Source organism: Serratia sp. JSRIV002, assembly GCF_019968725.1.
Lineage (GTDB): Bacteria > Pseudomonadota > Gammaproteobacteria > Enterobacterales > Enterobacteriaceae > Chania > Chania fonticola_B.
Map to the genome: position 1 here is coordinate 104,391 of NZ_CP074143.1, position 17,531 is coordinate 121,921.

10 protein-coding genes and 1 pseudogene are annotated in these 17,531 nt (G+C 55.3%); 4 read left to right on the forward strand and 7 right to left on the reverse strand.

Annotated elements, in window-relative coordinates; all coding sequences use genetic code 11:
- Nucleotides 1-42 precede the first annotated feature (42 nt).
- From KGP26_RS00400 to KGP26_RS00415, 4 genes and pseudogenes are all read left to right on the forward strand, one after another.
- Nucleotides 43-189, forward strand: coding sequence for a hypothetical protein (locus KGP26_RS00400; RefSeq protein ID WP_223536803.1), 147 nt, complete (start codon nucleotides 43-45; stop codon nucleotides 187-189).
- A gap of 7 nt (nucleotides 190-196) precedes the next feature.
- A complete protein-coding gene (pglZ, locus tag KGP26_RS00405) occupies nucleotides 197-2,245 on the forward strand; it encodes a BREX-1 system phosphatase PglZ type B (RefSeq protein ID WP_223536806.1) in 2,049 nt (682 codons plus the stop codon).
- A gap of 336 nt (nucleotides 2,246-2,581) precedes the next feature.
- Nucleotides 2,582-3,745, forward strand: a pseudogene (locus KGP26_RS00410) (IS3 family transposase).
- 153 nt (nucleotides 3,746-3,898) lie between these two features.
- On the forward strand, nucleotides 3,899-4,441 hold the full coding sequence (locus KGP26_RS00415; RefSeq protein ID WP_025122249.1) for an RNA 2'-phosphotransferase: 543 nt from the start codon (nucleotides 3,899-3,901) through the stop codon (nucleotides 4,439-4,441).
- A 148-nt stretch (nucleotides 4,442-4,589) separates the two neighbouring features.
- Here the strand turns inward: KGP26_RS00415 and KGP26_RS00420 are convergent, their stop codons facing one another.
- Genes KGP26_RS00420 through tssF (KGP26_RS00450) form a run of 7 tightly spaced genes read right to left on the reverse strand, consistent with a single transcriptional unit; the run spans nucleotide 4,590 to nucleotide 17,523 of the window.
- Nucleotides 4,590-4,946, reverse strand: a complete 357-nt coding sequence (locus tag KGP26_RS00420) for a hypothetical protein (protein ID WP_223536809.1) — start codon at nucleotides 4,944-4,946, stop codon at nucleotides 4,590-4,592.
- Between the two features lies 1 nt (nucleotide 4,947).
- A complete protein-coding gene (locus KGP26_RS00425) occupies nucleotides 4,948-9,873 on the reverse strand; it encodes an RHS repeat-associated core domain-containing protein (protein ID WP_223536811.1) in 4,926 nt (1,641 codons plus the stop codon).
- A 10-nt stretch (nucleotides 9,874-9,883) separates the two neighbouring features.
- Nucleotides 9,884-10,672, reverse strand: coding sequence for a DUF4123 domain-containing protein (locus tag KGP26_RS00430; protein WP_223536813.1), 789 nt, complete (start codon nucleotides 10,670-10,672; stop codon nucleotides 9,884-9,886).
- Nucleotides 10,669-12,969, reverse strand: coding sequence for a type VI secretion system tip protein TssI/VgrG (tssI, locus tag KGP26_RS00435; RefSeq protein WP_223536815.1), 2,301 nt, complete (start codon nucleotides 12,967-12,969; stop codon nucleotides 10,669-10,671). Before tssI ends, KGP26_RS00430 begins: the two co-directional genes overlap by 4 nt.
- Nucleotides 12,970-12,989: 20 nt before the next feature.
- On the reverse strand, nucleotides 12,990-14,735 hold the full coding sequence (tssF, locus tag KGP26_RS00440) for a type VI secretion system baseplate subunit TssF (protein WP_223536817.1): 1,746 nt from the start codon (nucleotides 14,733-14,735) through the stop codon (nucleotides 12,990-12,992).
- 20 nt (nucleotides 14,736-14,755) lie between these two features.
- Nucleotides 14,756-15,784 (reverse strand): type VI secretion system baseplate subunit TssG, encoded by a 1,029-nt coding sequence (gene tssG / locus KGP26_RS00445; RefSeq protein WP_037409155.1) that lies wholly within the window; start codon nucleotides 15,782-15,784, stop codon nucleotides 14,756-14,758.
- Nucleotides 15,781-17,523, reverse strand: coding sequence for a type VI secretion system baseplate subunit TssF (gene tssF / locus KGP26_RS00450; protein ID WP_223536819.1), 1,743 nt, complete (start codon nucleotides 17,521-17,523; stop codon nucleotides 15,781-15,783). The genes tssG and tssF (KGP26_RS00450) overlap by 4 nt, the downstream gene beginning before the upstream one ends.
- Between the last annotated feature and the right edge of the window lie 8 nt (nucleotides 17,524-17,531).

Below are 17,531 nucleotides of genomic sequence, written 5' to 3' on the forward strand. Positions count from 1 at the left end.
AACTGACTGCTGGGTGTAAAACGTTGGCAAGGGGTGAGGGGGATGAGCATCATCCGATTTGAACTGGGCATTATAATGATTATTTCAACGGCGACTGTTCCCTGGTGTTTTGGGCCGGGAAAGTCACATTTTGTTTATAACGAACTGATCCGCCTGGGAAGTTTAGCTTCCCTGGCGGATCAGTATTGAGAATCCCATGCAAGTTATTGACTATCTTGTCAACCAATTACGCGAGTGCGCTCTTTATAACTCCCAGGTGCAAGTATCCCCCGCAGTGGTGATCTGGACCGATGAAGCATGCCAGTGGCAATCTGCTATGCCGGTGATCAAACGATACCTTCCTGAATTACTGGAGTTGGGTTCCTACCTGCCCCATGAGCGTACTGGCCCAGCTATCTGGCTAAAATGCATGATTGCAGGCACTTTGCCGCAGTACTCTTTACCTACAGGCGCCGTACCAATCCTTTATCTACCAGGTGTCGGTCGTAAAGATTTGCGAGCCATCGACCAATGTCCCCTTTCGTTGCAGCCTTTAGCTGAGCTGCAATACAGGGGGGGCTGGTGGGTCTATAACACTGCCGGGCGGGATTGGAGCGTGGGTTCTTTCTTGAGTAATCCCAAAGTGGGTTTACAACTTGATATTGCCAAAGATGGCCGAACTCAACAAGCAATGTTGGAGGTATTGCCTGACTTGCTTGAGGAGCAGGCAGCCAGCTTGCAGGGTAAGCGTCTTGAGGCAAGTGATCTTTATGCTCTTGCCGGTGGTGACCCCATCAAGAATATGTTGGCTTGGCTCAATGCTCCAGAAATGACTGAAGGAGAATGGAAAAAAACCAACCAGTGGCAGCATTTTTGTGGTCAGAGCAGAGATGCATTTGGTGTTGACCCTGCCAGCGTAGAATCGGGCGCAATGTTACCTCTTCTATGTGAGGCTGATGGCCCCTGGCAAGGCGTATGGGAGCGTTTTACTGATACTGCCGCCCACCATTCCTTGTTGGTGAAAGCTCTGCATCAGGTACAGCCCACCGGACTGTTGTTTGATCCTGCTCATTACCCCTTTGTCAATCAGCACGAAGAGCAGAAGTTGGCGCATGCTCTTACCGGCTTAGTATCGGACGATGTTTCCCATATTCGGGCTAAACTGGCATTGCTAGAGGTAGAGCATGCTCCTAGACGTGAATGGATATGGGCTAGCTTGGGACTATCTCCATGGGCTCGTATGTTGGCTCCTATGACCGCGCTGGCTGAACTGACCTACCAGCCATTAGGTGGGCCGGATATCACTACCATGGCTACACATTACCAAGAAAAAGTATGGCAGACAGATGATCTTGCCTTGCAGGTGATGACCATTGCGAACGAGGGAACTATGGAGCAATTAGCAGCTCAGCTGTTAGCCAAGCTTTATACTCCTTGGCTTGAGGCGGTGACTCTCCACTTTCAGCAACTGGTCAAGACGGAAGGGTATCCTGGTAGCACTAGTGTACAAGAGCCTGGTGCTGAGTACCTGGGGACGAGTACAGTGCTATTCTTTGTCGATGGTTTGCGCTTGGATGTAGGCCATCGCCTGAAGGGGGTACTGGAGCAATCAATGTTACAGGTGAAATTGAAGAGCCGCTGGAGTGCACTACCAAGTTTGACGGCCACGGCTAAGGCTGCGGTTACTCCTCTTAGCTTCCAACTGAGCGGTGATCTGGATAGTGAAGATTTCATTCCTCAATTTACCGATTCGGGGGCTTCTTTCTCGTCCCATTATTTTAAAAAGGGATTAGCTCAAATGGGTTGGCAGTACCTTGATGGGCAAGATTGCGGTGAACCTGAACAAGGAAAAGCCTGGGTACAATGTGGAGATCTTGATAACTTGGGCCATGAGCGTCAGCAAAGTTTGCCGAAATATATCGATCTTGCCTTGAAAGGTGTGGTCGATCGGATTGTGAACCTGCTTGATGCCGGATGGGGTAGGATACATGTAGTGACCGATCACGGTTGGATTTGGGCCCCCGATAAGCTTCCTAAAGCTGATATGACCAAGCATATGACTCAACTACGTACTCCCCGCTGCGCCATTTTGAAAGGTAATGTGCAGAGCGAATATTTGCAGTGCCCGTGGCATTGGAACCCTGCAGTGACGGTTACCATGGCTCCAGGGATTTCTTTGTTTCAAGCCGGTGATTACTACACTCACGGTGGCTTGAGCCTGCAGGAATGTTTGACACCTGAATTGATTATCACCAAAAAGCATTAATAACATTTTGATAGAGGCAATATCGCTTCGTTGTAAGTATCTAAGGAAGGCGTGTGCTTTGTCGATTTTCGCAAACAGGTCTGTGGTTGGTGGTGTTGATTGAACAATAGCTCGGTATAGTCGTGAGCGCCATTGGAACCCCACACCCCACATAAATTGATGATAATGGCTGACGCACAACGTTTATCCGTGCTCAGCCATACTCGTAAGCATCCAATCAGTACTGCCTGGTTTACCTGTAAGTTAGGCCCCACCTGTTTCAGATGTAGTGACATACTGAATTTGGCCACCTGAACAGAGGTGATATCATCACCTCAACTTACCAAAGGTGACCTCATGACCGGTCGTACCAGAAGAACTTTTAGCCCTGAATACCGGCTTGAAGCCGCACAACTTGTGCTCGACCAAAATTACTCCGTCGCCAGTGCTGCCAAGGCTATGAACGTGGGCGTTTCCACGATGGATAAGTGGGTTCGTCAGCTCAAAGAAGAACGCGCAGGAAAATCGCCTAAAGCAATGCCGATGACGCCAGAACAACTTGAGATACGTGAGCTAAAAAAACAGATCCAACGTATTGAAATGGAAAACGATATATTAAAAAAGGCTACCGCTCTCTTGATGTCAGACTCCCTGAAAAATTCTCGTTAGTTGAGAAGCTCAGGAAGCGGTTTCCTGTTGCCACTTTGTGCAACGTGTTCGGGGTCCACCGTAGCAGTTATAAATACTGGCGTAAGCCAAAAATGCCCGATGCCTCGCGAGTGGTATTGTTGAGTGCAGTGCGTGAGGTGCACCAGGCCAGTCATGGTTCAGCCGGGGCGCGGAGTATTGCTGCCATGGTGACAGCAAGAGGCTTAAGCCTTAGCCGTTGGCGCGCAACGAAGTTAATGAAAGCCCTGAATATAATCAGCTGCCAGCAGCCTGGACTCCGTTATAAAAAGACGTCAAAAGAGCATGTTGATATCCCGAACTATCTGGATCGACAGTTTGCCGTTACGGAGCCTGACCAGGTTTGGTGTGGTGATGTGACCAGGGCAACGATGGGCCTATCTGGCCGTTGTTCTGGACTTGTTTGCACGTAATCCTGTGGGTTGGGCGATATCGTTTTTCCCGAACTCGTCGCTGACAGGAAAAACGTTATCGATGGCATGGGAGCGCAGAAATAAACCGGCGAACATCCTGTTCCATTCTGATCAGGGAAGTCATTATACAAGCACTCATTACAGGCAGTTGCTGTGGCAGTATCAAATAAAACAAAGCTTGAGCAGACGGGGCAACTGCTGGGATAACAGTCCTATGGAACGCTTCTTCCATAGTCTGAAAACAGAGTGGGTACCCGAAACCGGTTATAGCAATTTTACGGATGCTCAGCACAGCATAACAACATACATAACGGGTTATTATAGCCAGTTGCGGCCTCATCAATATAATGGTGGGCTGACACCGGATGAATCAGAACGACTGTTCTGGGAAAACTCTAAAACTGTGGCCAGTTTTTGTTGACCACTACACCATCCTACCATTCAGTAGAAACCCAGTAACTTCCTTCTTCCAGAAACTTTATCTTTTCGCATAATCACTCCAAATTTGATATCTTTATTAACTCCACCATAGGCTACTAGGTATTATGCTGATATTAAAAACCAGGAATCTGAAATGAGTAGTCAAAATCAAGAAGTAAGTAAATTTTTAAGTTATGTATTACGTCATCAACCAGAGTCTATCGGTTTAACTCTGGACAGTGAGGGGTGGGTAAGCATCGACTCACTTATCACCTGTGCGACCCAAAAGGGTAGGATACTTAACTTACAGTTGATAAAATTGGTTGTGGAGAACAGTGACAAGAAGCGTTTCTCTATTTCTGACGATGGCTGCTATATCCGTGCTGTACAGGGACACTCCTCACCGCAAGTGGATATTAAGTATGAGGAAAAAACTCCACCACAGTATCTTTACCATGGCACAGCAATACGTTTTATCAATTCAATTCATCAAGATGGCTTGATCGCAGGCTCCCGTCAGTATGTACATCTATCCTCTGATATAACTACAGCAACAGCGGTTGGCCAGCGACATGGTAAACCTGTTGTATTAACACTAAATGCATTGGCCATGTACCAAAATGGCTTTAAATTTTACCAAGCTGATAATGGTGTGTGGCTAACGGCTACAGTGCCGGCGAAGTTTATCTGCGAGTGAATGACGGATTCGGCCTAACCTAGAGTAGCTTGAACATAAGTTCGGGGATGGTCTGTCCCCGAGCTAAAAATTTAACATATATGAATACTATCATAATTTTATTATATTAAAAAATATAATTCGCCATCCAAATTTCGCGATTGGTCATTCATTCTCCATCATATTCAATGGTAGCTTCTAATGCACTGCGAAGCCAATCCCAAAATCCACTAAATTCAATAACATTCTCATATCCTTCGTTAGCGAAATCATGAATGATTATTACTCGTCCTGGTTTATCTTTATCCCAGCATGCGATGTCATCATTATCCTCACGCCTCGCGAATGGAACTAGTTGCCTTGATGGATATCTAGATTTTATTCCATCATAACGTGATCTTAGCCTTTCTCCTTGAAGTATTATCCATGGGTCAAAATCTAGCAATCCTTGTTCTGCTATCCTATTGAATTCCATGGGGTATTCAAACCATTCTGGAAGTTCGTCTTTTGTAAGAAATTTATCCATTTTATTCTATTGAGCCTATAATTGGTGAGCCATTAGGGTATGTATTTCTATATCCGGAGTTTTGTTTTCCAATTCGTAGCATGATCGCATCTTCCCATGTAACAGGGACACCTTTTTTAGTCGTAAATCGCTCAATAAATTCAGTCGGTAAAGGTGAGTTTCCATCATGCACTCGAGCCTGAACATTCACATTGGCGCGAGATGCAGCTAAAACACGGGTATTATCTATGGTTGTTAACCCTCCATCGCTCATTCTTACCACATCGATTGGATCTCCTTTCCAACCATTCTCAATCATACTCTTTGTTAAATCACCAGCATTGTTTACTGAACTTTGACTATATCTTATTTCATGAGGATTTAAATCCACTGTCGGGATGTCTGGTTCCCCTAAATTAACCACACTAGCAGTCTTTTCTCCTGTAGCAGGCGGGCAATTCCCCGGCACGCTCGTCAACCCCAGCGGATCCACCCAACCAGTTGGGTTAGGCACATATTGCGTCTGGTTCAGCCCACCCGCCAGCCCAATCGGGTCCGGCGTGATAAACCGTGCAGTCTCCGGCGAGTAATAACGATACCGGTTATAGTGTAGCCCGCTCTCTACATCGTGGTACTGTCCCTGGAATCGCAACGGTTGTACCACTGCGCCAACGAACGCTACCGCCAGATTGCCGTAGGCGCGGTACGCCGCACTCCAGGCAACCTGTCCTTTGCCGTTGACCAGTTCCTGCGGAGTGCCCAGATGGTCGGTCAGGTAGTAGTAAATCTCCGACTTGCGCCCTTTCCCCAACAACTGTGCCAGCGGCACAAAGCTGCCGGGGGTGTACAGGTAGCTTTTATAGGTTGCCAGGTGCGCCGGTTTTGGGTCGTCCGCCGTAAAGATATTATCATCGTCAGCGCATTCTGCCACCATCCGCTCACCTTGCCAGAAGAAGCGGGTTAGGGCATCGGGCCTTTGAGCGAGCAAGTCCTGCTTGTGGATACGCCGCCCAAACGCATCGTAGGCATAGGCGAAGTGGGTTTTCTGCCCCTGCCGCTGTTCAATAAACTCCACCAGACGGTGTTGGCAGTCATAACGGAACTCTCGTACCCACAGTGGCTTGGTGCTGCGCACTTCGCGTGTCAGGTTGCCAAACTCGTCATACTCAAACCGCGTATCGCCTTTCTGTTTAAGCAAATTGCCACGGATTTTCGCTCCACGGGAGGCGGTACCGTTCCCCAACACGTTACCCGCTGCATCGTGCGCAAACTGCTCACTGACACCCCGCCAGCGCAGCGCCTGCGGCAAGGCTTCGGGGTAGGTTATCGGGTGGTGCAAGGCTTCAGTCAGGCGATGTTGCTTATCGTAGCGGTATTCCCGGTTGCCTTTGTGCGGATCGAGGATTTGCGTCAGGTTACCTGCCGGATCGTACTCATAGCGGCGCTGCATCACCCGCGTCACGTTCGGGGCCTCGCCCTCCATTTCCGCTTTGACTACGGCGCTGGCCTGTTGATGGCGCAGGCGTTGTCGCCCATCGTAATCAAACTCGCTCACCACCTCGCCGGTGATACGCCGGGTTTCCTGCGCACCGCGATACTGGTGCTCACTCAACACCTGACCATTGAGTGCAATACGCGAGACCTGCCCTTGCTGGTACTGGTAGGCCAGAATGTTGCCGTCGGGCAGGCATTGGCGTGTCAGGTTGCCCGCGCTGTCATACGCATAAAACAGGCTGGCAAAACCCTGATACTCTTCCGTTAACCGCCCGGCCTCATCGTAACCGTAGGCCAGCGGCCAATGCCCATCATCCACTAGCCGCAAGCGGTTGAAGCTATCGTAGCCGTAGTTGACTTCCTTGCCGTCTGGCAACACTTTACGCACCAATCGTCCGGCGGCGTCCCGCTCATAGCGGGTGACCAGCGCGGTCTGTTCACTCTGGCTGGTGCCGTACTCGGTGCGCTGGGTCAGGTGCCCGTTAAGGTCGTAGTCATAAAAGAAGTGGCGTCCGTTAATGGTGTGTTCTTCACTCACCAGGCCATTGGGGTAATAGGCCAACCGATGGTGTTCGCCGTTCTGGTTGATGATGTCACTGACGAAGTTCTTCGGGTTGTCATAGAGGTATTCCACCTGACTGAGGTCAGGGTAAATGACCCGGCTCACCAGATGGGAGTTTGGATGGTATTCGTATTGTGTGGTGAGCCCTTTTTCGTCACGCTCGCTGGTCACCTTGCCGTAGGCGTTATAGCGGTACTGCCGCACCGTGCCGTCCGGTGAGTGGATGTCTTCCAGACGGTTGGCTGCGTTCCAGGTATAACGGGTACCGTTGACCCCGGCGTCGTCCAGCGGGCTGTCGCTGTGCCGGATCACCTGTCCCAGCAGGTTATAGCGATAATAGTGAGTCAGCCCGTTACGCTGATGATGCTCCAGTACTTGACCAAAGGCATCGCGAACGAAGCGCTCGCGGCTGCCATCCGGGTATTGCACCTCGTTGAGTGCCCCTTGCGCTGACCACTGATAGTGACAGGTATTGCCCAACGCATCGGTTTCTTCCGTTAGGTTGCCCTGCGTATCGTAGCGATAGCGTTCACGGATTTTATCCTCCTGATCGAGGCTCCAGGTGGTTTTCTCCACCACCCGCCCCCGCGAATAACGGTATTGGGTCTCCTGCCCGTCCTGGGTGCGCACCCAGGTGCACTGCAGTTCGCCGTTATAACCATATTCGGTACGGTTGCCCAATGGGTCGGTTTCACTCAGCAGCTCCCCACGTTCGCCATATTCGTTGTGGTGTGTAGCGCCGTCCGGGTCAACCTTTTTCACCAGGCGACGGAAGCGGGTATCATGCTGCCAGGTCTCCCGTGAGCCGTCCTGATGGACTACAGTGACGGCCCCAGGTTGCTCATCCCACAGAAAACGCTGGTCAAAGTTTGGCAGGTTGCTCCAGTGGCGCACGGTACGGACCTGCTTGCCTTCTCCCTGCCATTCCCAGTAAAACTCGGCTCCACCCGCCAACTGCCGCAGGCTGAACACATAGTCGTCGCGATATTGGTAACGCTCGGCTTCTCCCGCCGCATTGATAGCGGCACTCAGTTGCCCCCGCTCATCGTACTCATAGGTCATCAGCGAGTAGGCTGCATCTTCTCGTCCAGACTCAGGGATCAGACTCAGTTGCGTCAAGCGCCAACCCTGCGGTAACTCCTGATAGCTGAACTGCAAGGCAGCACCGGCCGGGTGCTTCAGCCGAACCGGCAAGCCCTCATGATAATGCAGGGTCAAGTGCTGCTGGCGATGTGAAAGGCCGGTAATGCGCCCGGTCGTCTTGCCTGGCACCCGCTGCACATGCAGCACCCAGCCGTCCAGGCTACCGGCCATCAGGCAGTAGCTATCGGGTTTCTCATCCAGATAGGCGGCAGCCCCGGCCACATAGTTAAGCCCACTGGGGGAGACTTCGGTAGGCAACGGCAGAATGGTGGTGAGGGCCTGATGATCGGTCCAGTGTAGTTCATCACCGACAAATTCCACCTGATGCTGCAGGCTGTGGCTCCAGCCAAAACCCAGCACCGACGGGCACTCAACGGCAGTGGTGCGGTACTGACGCTGGAAGATAAAGGGCGTCAGGCCAATCAGTTGCCCATCGTCCAGGGTGAGCAGTTCCTCGCCGTTGATCAGCGAGACCGGGCAACCGGTTGTTCCGGTGCATTGCGAGTTCACCGTGGATTTCCCCGTCGCGTCTGTCGCGGGGGTATTTTTCACCGTGCCCGAATTATCGACCAGGCCAGTCTGGTGATTGGGCCCCACCAGGTTCTCTCTATCCGGTTTCAACCGGCTATTAGGCTGGCGTTTGAGGTTCGGTAGACGCGTCTTTTCAAAGAAGCGTTTGACCAGCTCCAGGGTGGCAAACAGGACCGTCTTCAGACCCTGCCAAACATGCTGCATGGCGCTGCCCAGCTTCTTGAGCAAGCGGCCCACTTTATAGACCAGGAACGCCACGCCCAGCCCGGCGGTCACCAGGGTCAGCAGCGCCCCGAAGACAATGCCGACCAGCGCATCACCGATAATAGAACCCCCTACTTTCACCATCGGCTCCAGCAACGCCCCCCACGGGTACATGCGCAATTGCATGACCACCGAACGCATAAACAGATACAATCCGGCTTCGTCATTGAACAACGCCAGCAGCTCACGGGTCATCTGCTTGCTGCCCTCCAGCAGCGTCTTCAGTTTCTGTTCATCCAGTTGGGTGATCAGATCCTTATACTTGCTGGCTCCCGCATAGATTTCCTGTCCGTATTTTGCGGGATCGGTGATCACGTTGTAGGCCAGTTTTACGTCGTCCCACAGCCCGAACATGCCCTCGTACAACCCATCTCCCAACGCGGTCAACAGGCCTGCATTAATAGGGCTGAGCTGCCACTGCGGCTTATAGGCCTGCCATTGCGTAGACAAGGCATCGTACATCTCCAGCATCAGGCCGTCATAGGCTTGCAGCATCTGGTTATTGTGCTGTTCCAACTGGGTGTCGGTGGCTTTAACGTAATACTTCTTGCCCGCGGTCAAACCGGGAAAGAGCGCCACACCTTGCTCATCGGTTTGTTTCGTCGCCACCTTCGAGTCAAAGCCAAAACTGACATCTTCATAGATCTCGATGGTCACATCGGGAATAGGCAGGTCAAGCGTGGACTCATAGGCAAGCGCCACCGTGATCACACCGCTCTTGGGGCAGGTCACCACACTGCTCTCAAAACTGCGATCGTTTTCAGAGACCACCTTTTTACTGTCGTTGAGCCGCAGGGTTTTCTCCATCTCCAGCGTCGGCCCACCCAAGCTTCCGGAAATGCTGCTGGCGGTGGCCCACTCCTTGACGATCTGCCGATATTCTTTAGTCAACAGGGTCTTGTTCTTGAAGCTCAGCAACGCATTATCAATACTCGCAATATATTCGGTCGTCATAGTCCATTACTCACGGTCGAAAAGAGGAAACGTTAAAGGTGCTCACCTCGAACGGATTAGTACGGCGATTCAACGTATCTACCAGAGCCTGAGATAGCCGTGCGGTTCGCTTCTGCGGATCGGGCGTCTGTTGCCAGACCTGTGGGTACAGCCGCATCGCAACCTGGCGCAGCACCGGTTCCGGCACAGCTTGATAGAGTTCAAACTCATTCTCGCGCAACCAGTTCAGCAGGTTGGCGATCAGCGGTGACGGATCTTCGTCCAGCAGGGAGTCCACCATGCCTTGAGGCACCTGCCACCACGGGCTAACCAGGGCCTGCGCAGTGGGATCTACTGGACAGGTAAATACTTCGCCGTTTACCCAGTAATCGGAAAACGCCGGCAGAATAGTGCGCCATCCATCGCCAAAATAGTGCAGGTAAGCCGGTAAGAAGCGACCATCCCAGTAACGGAAAAACACCGCTTTGCCGCTGGGCATAATCACCTGAGTTAAACCGGCAAGGTGGGCGGCCAAAGCGGCCTGCGGCAGCGGTGAACGCGCCAGCCAGCCCCAATTGCGCAGGGGCGTTTCTGCTACCCAGCGCAGGAACGGACTGCCTTCATTGAGCTGCACCATCACTGGCATCACCTCGAACCAGTTGGCATAGGGCGTGTTGGCATAGAGCCCATAAGGCGTGCGGCTGCCATCTTCCCTGTAATAAGCTTTAATACCTTCCGCGCCATTGGTATTGGCCAGGATGGCATACAGCGGTGTTCCGGCCGTGTCTCTGACCCAGTCCTGTACGCGTTTTTTGCTCATGACTTTTTACCCATCTTTTTGAATAGCGCGTCCATATCCGCAGATTGCGAGCCTTTGAGCTTGTCGCTGGCCATATTCAAATAGTCTTTAGCGGTTGCTTCGGACAGTTGGCCGACATCAACCATCCCGGCCAGTCCACTGATAGGCAACGAGCCAACGTTAGGCAATTCTTGAGAAACACCGCCTGTCGAGGCCCAGCCACTGCCGGGCATCCCTTGAGCGCCACTGGCCGTTGCCGGGATCGCCCCACCGGATTGCTGTACAAAACCGCTGGAAATATTTTTGCCGGGCGACGCAGTAGCCGCAGGCGATTCATCTATTGGACACTCGCCCTCTTTGCACTTCTCGCACTCTTCACAAAAAGGAGCGTCACTGCTGAGCACACCCTGTTGAACCAGCATAGGAGCAGCCAGCAATGGCACCACACCCGGCATCTTCAGGTTGACGCCCTGTCCGCTCCCCGCAGAACCGCTACCCACCAGCAACGATGACGAGGTGAAAATGGCCCCCGGAGCCAGTTTGATGAAGCTGCCCCCAGCCTTGAGCGTCAGCTCACTGCCCGCCGACAGGGTAATTTTGGCCCCGGCTTCTACCGACACCTCCTGCCCCGATTTCACTACGTAGGCACTGCCGACCTGCAAATGGGATTCGCCATCGGCCAGTTCGGACTTTTTGCCGCTGGTATACAGGGAGAGTTCACCCTTGATGCGGGTTTCCTGATTACCCTCGATGTCACTCAGGCTGTTGCCGCCAATCTTGCTGTGCTGGTTGGCGCGGATATCCCAGTGCGCATCGTTATTCACCAGCGCCTTGAGGTCTTTCTGCGCGTGCAGGAAAATCTCCTCGCTGCCCGCTTCATCCTCAAACGACAGTTCGTTAAAACCCTCGGCCTTGTGCGATTTGCTGCGCCAGACCGATTTGGTCTTGTTGGCAGGCAGAGGGTAAGGCGGTTTGTTCAAGCCGTTGTAGTAACGCCCACTGACCACCGGGCGATCGATATCGCCGTTCAGGTAGCTCACCAACACTTCCTGACCGATGCGCGGCAACGTCACCGCACCAAAGCCATCCCCCGCCCATTGGTTGGAGACCGGCACCCAGCAGGAGGCCTTTTCATCCGCCGGGTCGTAACGGTTCCAGTGAAAATGCACCCGCACCCAACCCAGTTCGTTGACGTACAGCTCTTCCCCCTTTGGCCCGACGATGGTCGCCACCTCATCCCCGTCGGCCAGCGGTTTGTAACGGTAGCTTGGCCGCCAGTCGATATTCCCCGGCGCGAAGGTCAGTGAGTTAGTAAAAGTGGTGCCGCTGCCGTTACTCTCTTCTTCCAGCGCAGCAGGCTGTTCTCCACGGTGGCTGACGGTGATCACCTGCCAGCGATCGTTACGTGCCTGCACCGGGTGGCCCTGCAAGGTGAAAATCGTGCCCGGCATCAGCCGGATACTGTTGGTCTCTGCCTCGCCCTGTTGGGTGCCAGCCTGCATCGCTTCCAGCCGCAGGGTACTGAACTGTGGCCCGGTCTGGTCATCCTGATAACGGCCATAGCTCTCAAACACCGAGTATTGGGTGGCTTCACCGCCCAGTTCAGGGTCGCTCTGCTTGAATTGCAGGGGATGGTCGGGCCGACGATGCTCGCGATCTTTGAGCACGCTTTCCCGTGACTGCATATACGCCCCCAGGGTCAGCCGGTGGGCGATATCCCCCTGAGTGGGCGACTGGATATGCGGGTTGAAGGTCACCGGGACACCCTCGGTCATCCCCAGATGCGAGTCGCCGTACACCAGTTCGTTATCTTCAAACCAGAAGGTGATCCCCACCTCGGCCATCAACCGCAGGATGAAATCCAGATCGCTTTCACGTTTCTGGGTCACGTACTCACGCGGTGGATAGGTCTGCTGGAGTTGACTCTGGTACGGGATGTGGTGCTCATCCAACACTTGGTTGACGATGTCGGGCACCGACAGGAAATGGAAAATGCGGCTGTCCTGCTTCAGGCTCAGGACCCAGACATCCGGGCGGATCACCGCCTGATAATAGGTACGACGAAAACCGCTTTCCCCCTGGGTCAGGCTGGCAATCAACCCCGGTATGGTACGCTGTTCTTCGCCACTGACGGTGACGGTCAGCGACCCCGGCTGCAGCAATTGTGCCGCCAGGTCGATATCCGACCGGGTGCTGACCAGGCTCACCGTCAGGGTGAACAGGGTCGACAGCCCTTCCTCCAGGGTAAAACCGGCCACGTCGAAAGTGTCCTCGGGCAGTTCACCGAGTTGACTGCTGAAAAATAATCCGTTGTCCATTGCTCACTCCTTGTGGTGTCTCACATCATGGCCCGTTGGCCGCGCGCCTGGGGTAATGCCCAGCGTTGCTGTGAAGGTTCGGTTATCACATCCAGCAACAGGAAGCTGTTGGTGGTCAGACAATGGGTAAAGAACACGCTCAACGCCGCCGCAAAGGTGTAGCCTTCGCCCGGGCTGTCGAACGCCGTGTCATCCAGCGTCAGGGTCATCTGCAGGCCACGCCGCAACCGTTCGCCCATCAGGGTATTCACCGGTTTGGTCTTGACGGCCAATATGCCCTCCACTGCCCGCCGGATGTGCCGAACCTGGGGCAGGTTGTGCCGGGCATGCAGGCAAAAGTCGTCGATCGCCCGCTGCACCGTTTCCCGGTGGTTGAGCAAGGCCGGACTGAACGACAGGCAGGCCATCAGCCGCCAATGGTGATGACTATCCACCACCGCCGGGTAGGGCGTTGAAAATCGTGTCACGGTGGTGACATCCAGGGTATCGGTCACTGCCATGCCGAGCAGGAAAGGCGAGCCAATGGGTAACGCGGGCGTACTGGCCGTCGTGGTGAGCAGGTCGCAGACCACCGCGCGACACGGCGGCTCAATCAACGGTTCCCCAGCACTGTTGCACAACACCAGCTCATGCTGCATCCGCCCCAGCACATCTCCGCGGACCTGCACGCGGTAAAACAGCGCCAATGCGGCGTCGGGCGCATAACGCGATTCCGGTGTCAGTTCGCTGTCGGGCAGAAAATGCACCCGTCGGCCTCGCCTCAGCGTGTCTGGCTCCTCCAGCATGCTGACGCCGGTAATGGCATACACCCAGCGATCGTCGGCATACGGCAACGGGTAGACACTCTGCCCGGGTAACAGCCGCAGAGGCGTGCTTTTCTGCGCCGCCAGGCTGATCACCGGAACGCAATGCAGCTGAAAGGCCGAGGCCACCTGCGCCTGCGTGAGCGGGATCTCCCCGTCGAATGAGAGGATGACGGTAAAGATGCGGCTGTTCCCCAACATCAGTCCGGAACGAACCGCGCCAAAATCCAGCGTCAGGAAATCATTCACATGGGGCAGATACAAATACTCGGCCAGGCTTTGCAACGCCCAGGTGGTTTCCCCCTCGTGGGGCAGAATGCGATTATTCGCATCAGGCTGCGGTGCTGAAATCACCGTTTCCAGCACCGTCTGCCGTCCTTCCACCTGCAAGACCGGCCGGCCCTGATGCTGTTCGCACCACAGCGTCAGCGTCGCCGCCACTTGTGGATCGTCGCCCAGAAACAGTGACAGCGGCTGGGTTGGCCACACGTCCCCCGGTCCCTGGTAGTGAAACGTCAGGTGGATCTCGCTGTGGGCATTGGTGACGATCAACTGCCGGTCAATCAGGGCTAAGGGTTGCAGCGTCAGGGCATGACAGGTCTGGAATACCTGCGTGCGGCCATCAGCTGACAGGGAAAGCGACTCGCCCGCGGGCAACGTCAACGGCGCATCCAGCGTGCCCGCCTTGGCGCTGATGTTCACCACGCCACAGGCCGGAATGGGCCGCAACGGGAAGGGCCAGATACGGGAAAGATGCCCCTGCGTCACTTCGGGGAAACCGTCTTCCAGCCGTTGGCGCAGCCCGGCATTGAGCAGCGCCGCCCCCTGGATCAGGCATTCCACATCCGGATCGCCGGCATGGCGGCCCAACTGCGCGGCCAATGCCGGGCTTTCCTGTGCCACCTTGTCCGCCAGTGCCCGCAGGTAGGCATGTTCTTCTCGAAGGTGATCGGTAAAGTTCATCAGTCAATCCTTGACGTTGGTTACCTGCGGACAGGCAACAGGGTGTAAGGCTTCGCTTCAGGTTGCCCCACAAAGGTGGTCCAGCCCAACTGGGTACGCTGGGGATCGCCGAGCTTCAATCCCCCGGCCTGTTGCTGGGCCAGCGTCAGACGCAGATCCCACACCAGCGGTTCACGCAGGATGTATTCGACAAAATTGACCAGCAGGCGATGCTGCGTTCCCCCAGGCAAGAACGTCAGGTACTGTTCCTGCGTAAGTTCATTGATCGACAGCTGGAATTTGACACTGCGATCCCGCATCCGGCTGCCAATGACAAAATTGCCCCCCAGCAGCGAACGGGGTTGATGGCGCTGCCCGCGCACGGCGGTGACCTGCCCCAGGCGATTTTGCTGTTCGTCACTCAGCGTCATGATGTGAGGCATGCAAGACTGCACCGTCACGTCCGAGAGCGAGAAGAAGTGGCCCACCAACCGGGCGATCACCTCTGGCGAGCGGCCCGGCGAGGCCAACAGACCGGCGTAGGCCAGCATGGCCTCGGCATTGATGCCCAGTTGCTCGCGTGTCTGTGGATGGCCCAGGCCGATCAGGGCAAAAATACGTCCCGAGGTCGCATCGCGGCCCCCCGGTTTAAAGGTGATCTCATAGCGGTACTTACGCCAAATCTGGTGCGCGAGAGACAGTGGCCGGTGGTTGAACACCGCCAGAAACGCATTGAGCCGTGTCTCTCCCTGCGCCGTACTGCTGGCAATGTCATCCAGATAGTAATAGGGCAAGGGTGACTGGCTGCCCTGCAGGCCAAGAAAACTCACCGTCAGACGCAACGGACCACCCGGTTCATGGTGCAGCTCAACCACATCGCTGGCGGCAAAGCCAAGCCCGGCCGCGGCGGTAAAACGCAATGCCTCCCGGTTCGGCGGCAGGCCGAGCGTGCGGGCTGGATCGAGGCCCGCCAGCCGGTTCAGCCCCTCCACCAGACGGTAGAAGTCATACTGGCTGGCGTTTTCGGCGATAACCTGGAGCTGTTGCTCCTGCTCTGCAGTGGGGATCATGGAAATCGGTAAGCCTCCTGGTTATCGTGGTTGATCACGGTGAGGGTATGGAAATGGTTGACGCTGACGCGCTGGGCCAGGAAGTGCGCCAACACCCGGCCATACAGATACAGCTCACCTTCCGAATCAAATGCCCCCTGTAACTGCACACGCAGCTCCGAGGCCAGGCCATCGATGGGCACACCGTCGACAAGGCGTTCAGCCGGGCGCACGGTCAGGGTGAGTAACCCGGCTCTGCGCCGCCGGGAGACCCCGGCCGCCAGTTCACTGTGCCAGGCGGGCAGATCGCAGGCGCTCAACACCTGTCGCAATGCCGTCAGCGTCAGCAGTGAACGGCTGTTCAGCGAGAGGTTGCGCAGCAGCGCGGCCTGCAAGGTGGCATCCAGCCGGGGGCTCAACGGTACCGACGGGCGGGTGATATTGTGGACACGTACACCCGGCGGGCAGCCGGTGGCCGGTTGACGCAGGTCACCCACTTTCAGTTGCAACGGCAAGCGGCGGTGGCTGCACGTGAGCCGTACCGACACCGATTCCGGCGGCAGGTTGTCCTGGTTTTCACCATGGCGCACCAACACCAGATGATGGTTCAAGCCGCCTGCCGAGGATGGCGTGACCCGTGAATGGTAATACCCCGCGCCCTGCTGATGGGTGAAGCGCTCAAACGGCAGATAGTGTCGAGGGGTATCACTCTGTTCTGACACACCAGCTACCTCATCCACCGAGAACACGTCGTAATCTTCGGGGTGGCGCACGCTGGGGGTGAGCGGCAGTTCGGACTGCGTGCCGTCCAGGCTGACGCCGTCGCTGTAATGGCTGAACAGGTTGATGGCCGGGGTACAATGCAGGCGCACCGTCTGGCGGTTGATGACCAGTGCGGACGGCAAGGGCCGGGAGAACGTAAACCGCAGGGTAAAACCGTGCGAGGCCGACAGCGGAGGCAGGTTGGGGAAGCCCGTCACGTCCATAAATAAAAACGCGCTGGGGAAACAGGCGTGTTCCTGCAGCAGGCGATAGCCCGGATCGGCATTCTGTGGCCACGGCAGCAGCGCCTCGTCATCGTTGAAACCGACTGGGGTGAGCGCCAACTCCGGCAGTGGCCAGCTCTTGCCGCTCACTTCCAGCGTGGCCTGGCTCAGGTATTCGCTCAGCCATAAATGCAACTGTTTGCCGGTGTGGCCGTCCTCTCCCAGATACAGCCTCAACCCATTTAACGTGCTGAGATCCAGCGGTTGATCCGCCGTGGTGACCAGGTGCAGGCACAGGCTGTCGTGACCGTGGCGCTGCTCGCGGCTGACCGCCTGAACCTGGAGCGGCCACAGCCGGGTATCGCGGCAGGTACGAAAATGGCAACGCAGCATCTCCTTACCGGTGGTGACCGGCAGCGGGACACTGACCACCGTGGCCCCTTTGGCAATGTGGGTGCAGGCCTGTGCGGGATCGGTTTGAAAGTCCTGCTGCCATTCCAGCACGGTCATGCTGGGCGTCGGGCGCAGAAAATAGGGCCACAGCAGGGTCAGCATATGGTGGGTCAGGACCGGTAACTGGTCGGCCAACTGCCCCTCCAACTGCCCGGTCATCCAGGCCATCCCCTCCAGTTGCCGCTCGACATCGGGATCGTGACCGGAGGCGGTCAGAAAGGAGACCAGCGGCGCATGCGTCTGCTGCAGTGCTTTGGCCGCCTGTTGTAACGCGTTGCGCCGACGTGCCTGAGAGGATTGCCGATTTTTATCCCGGTTCATGGTAAAGA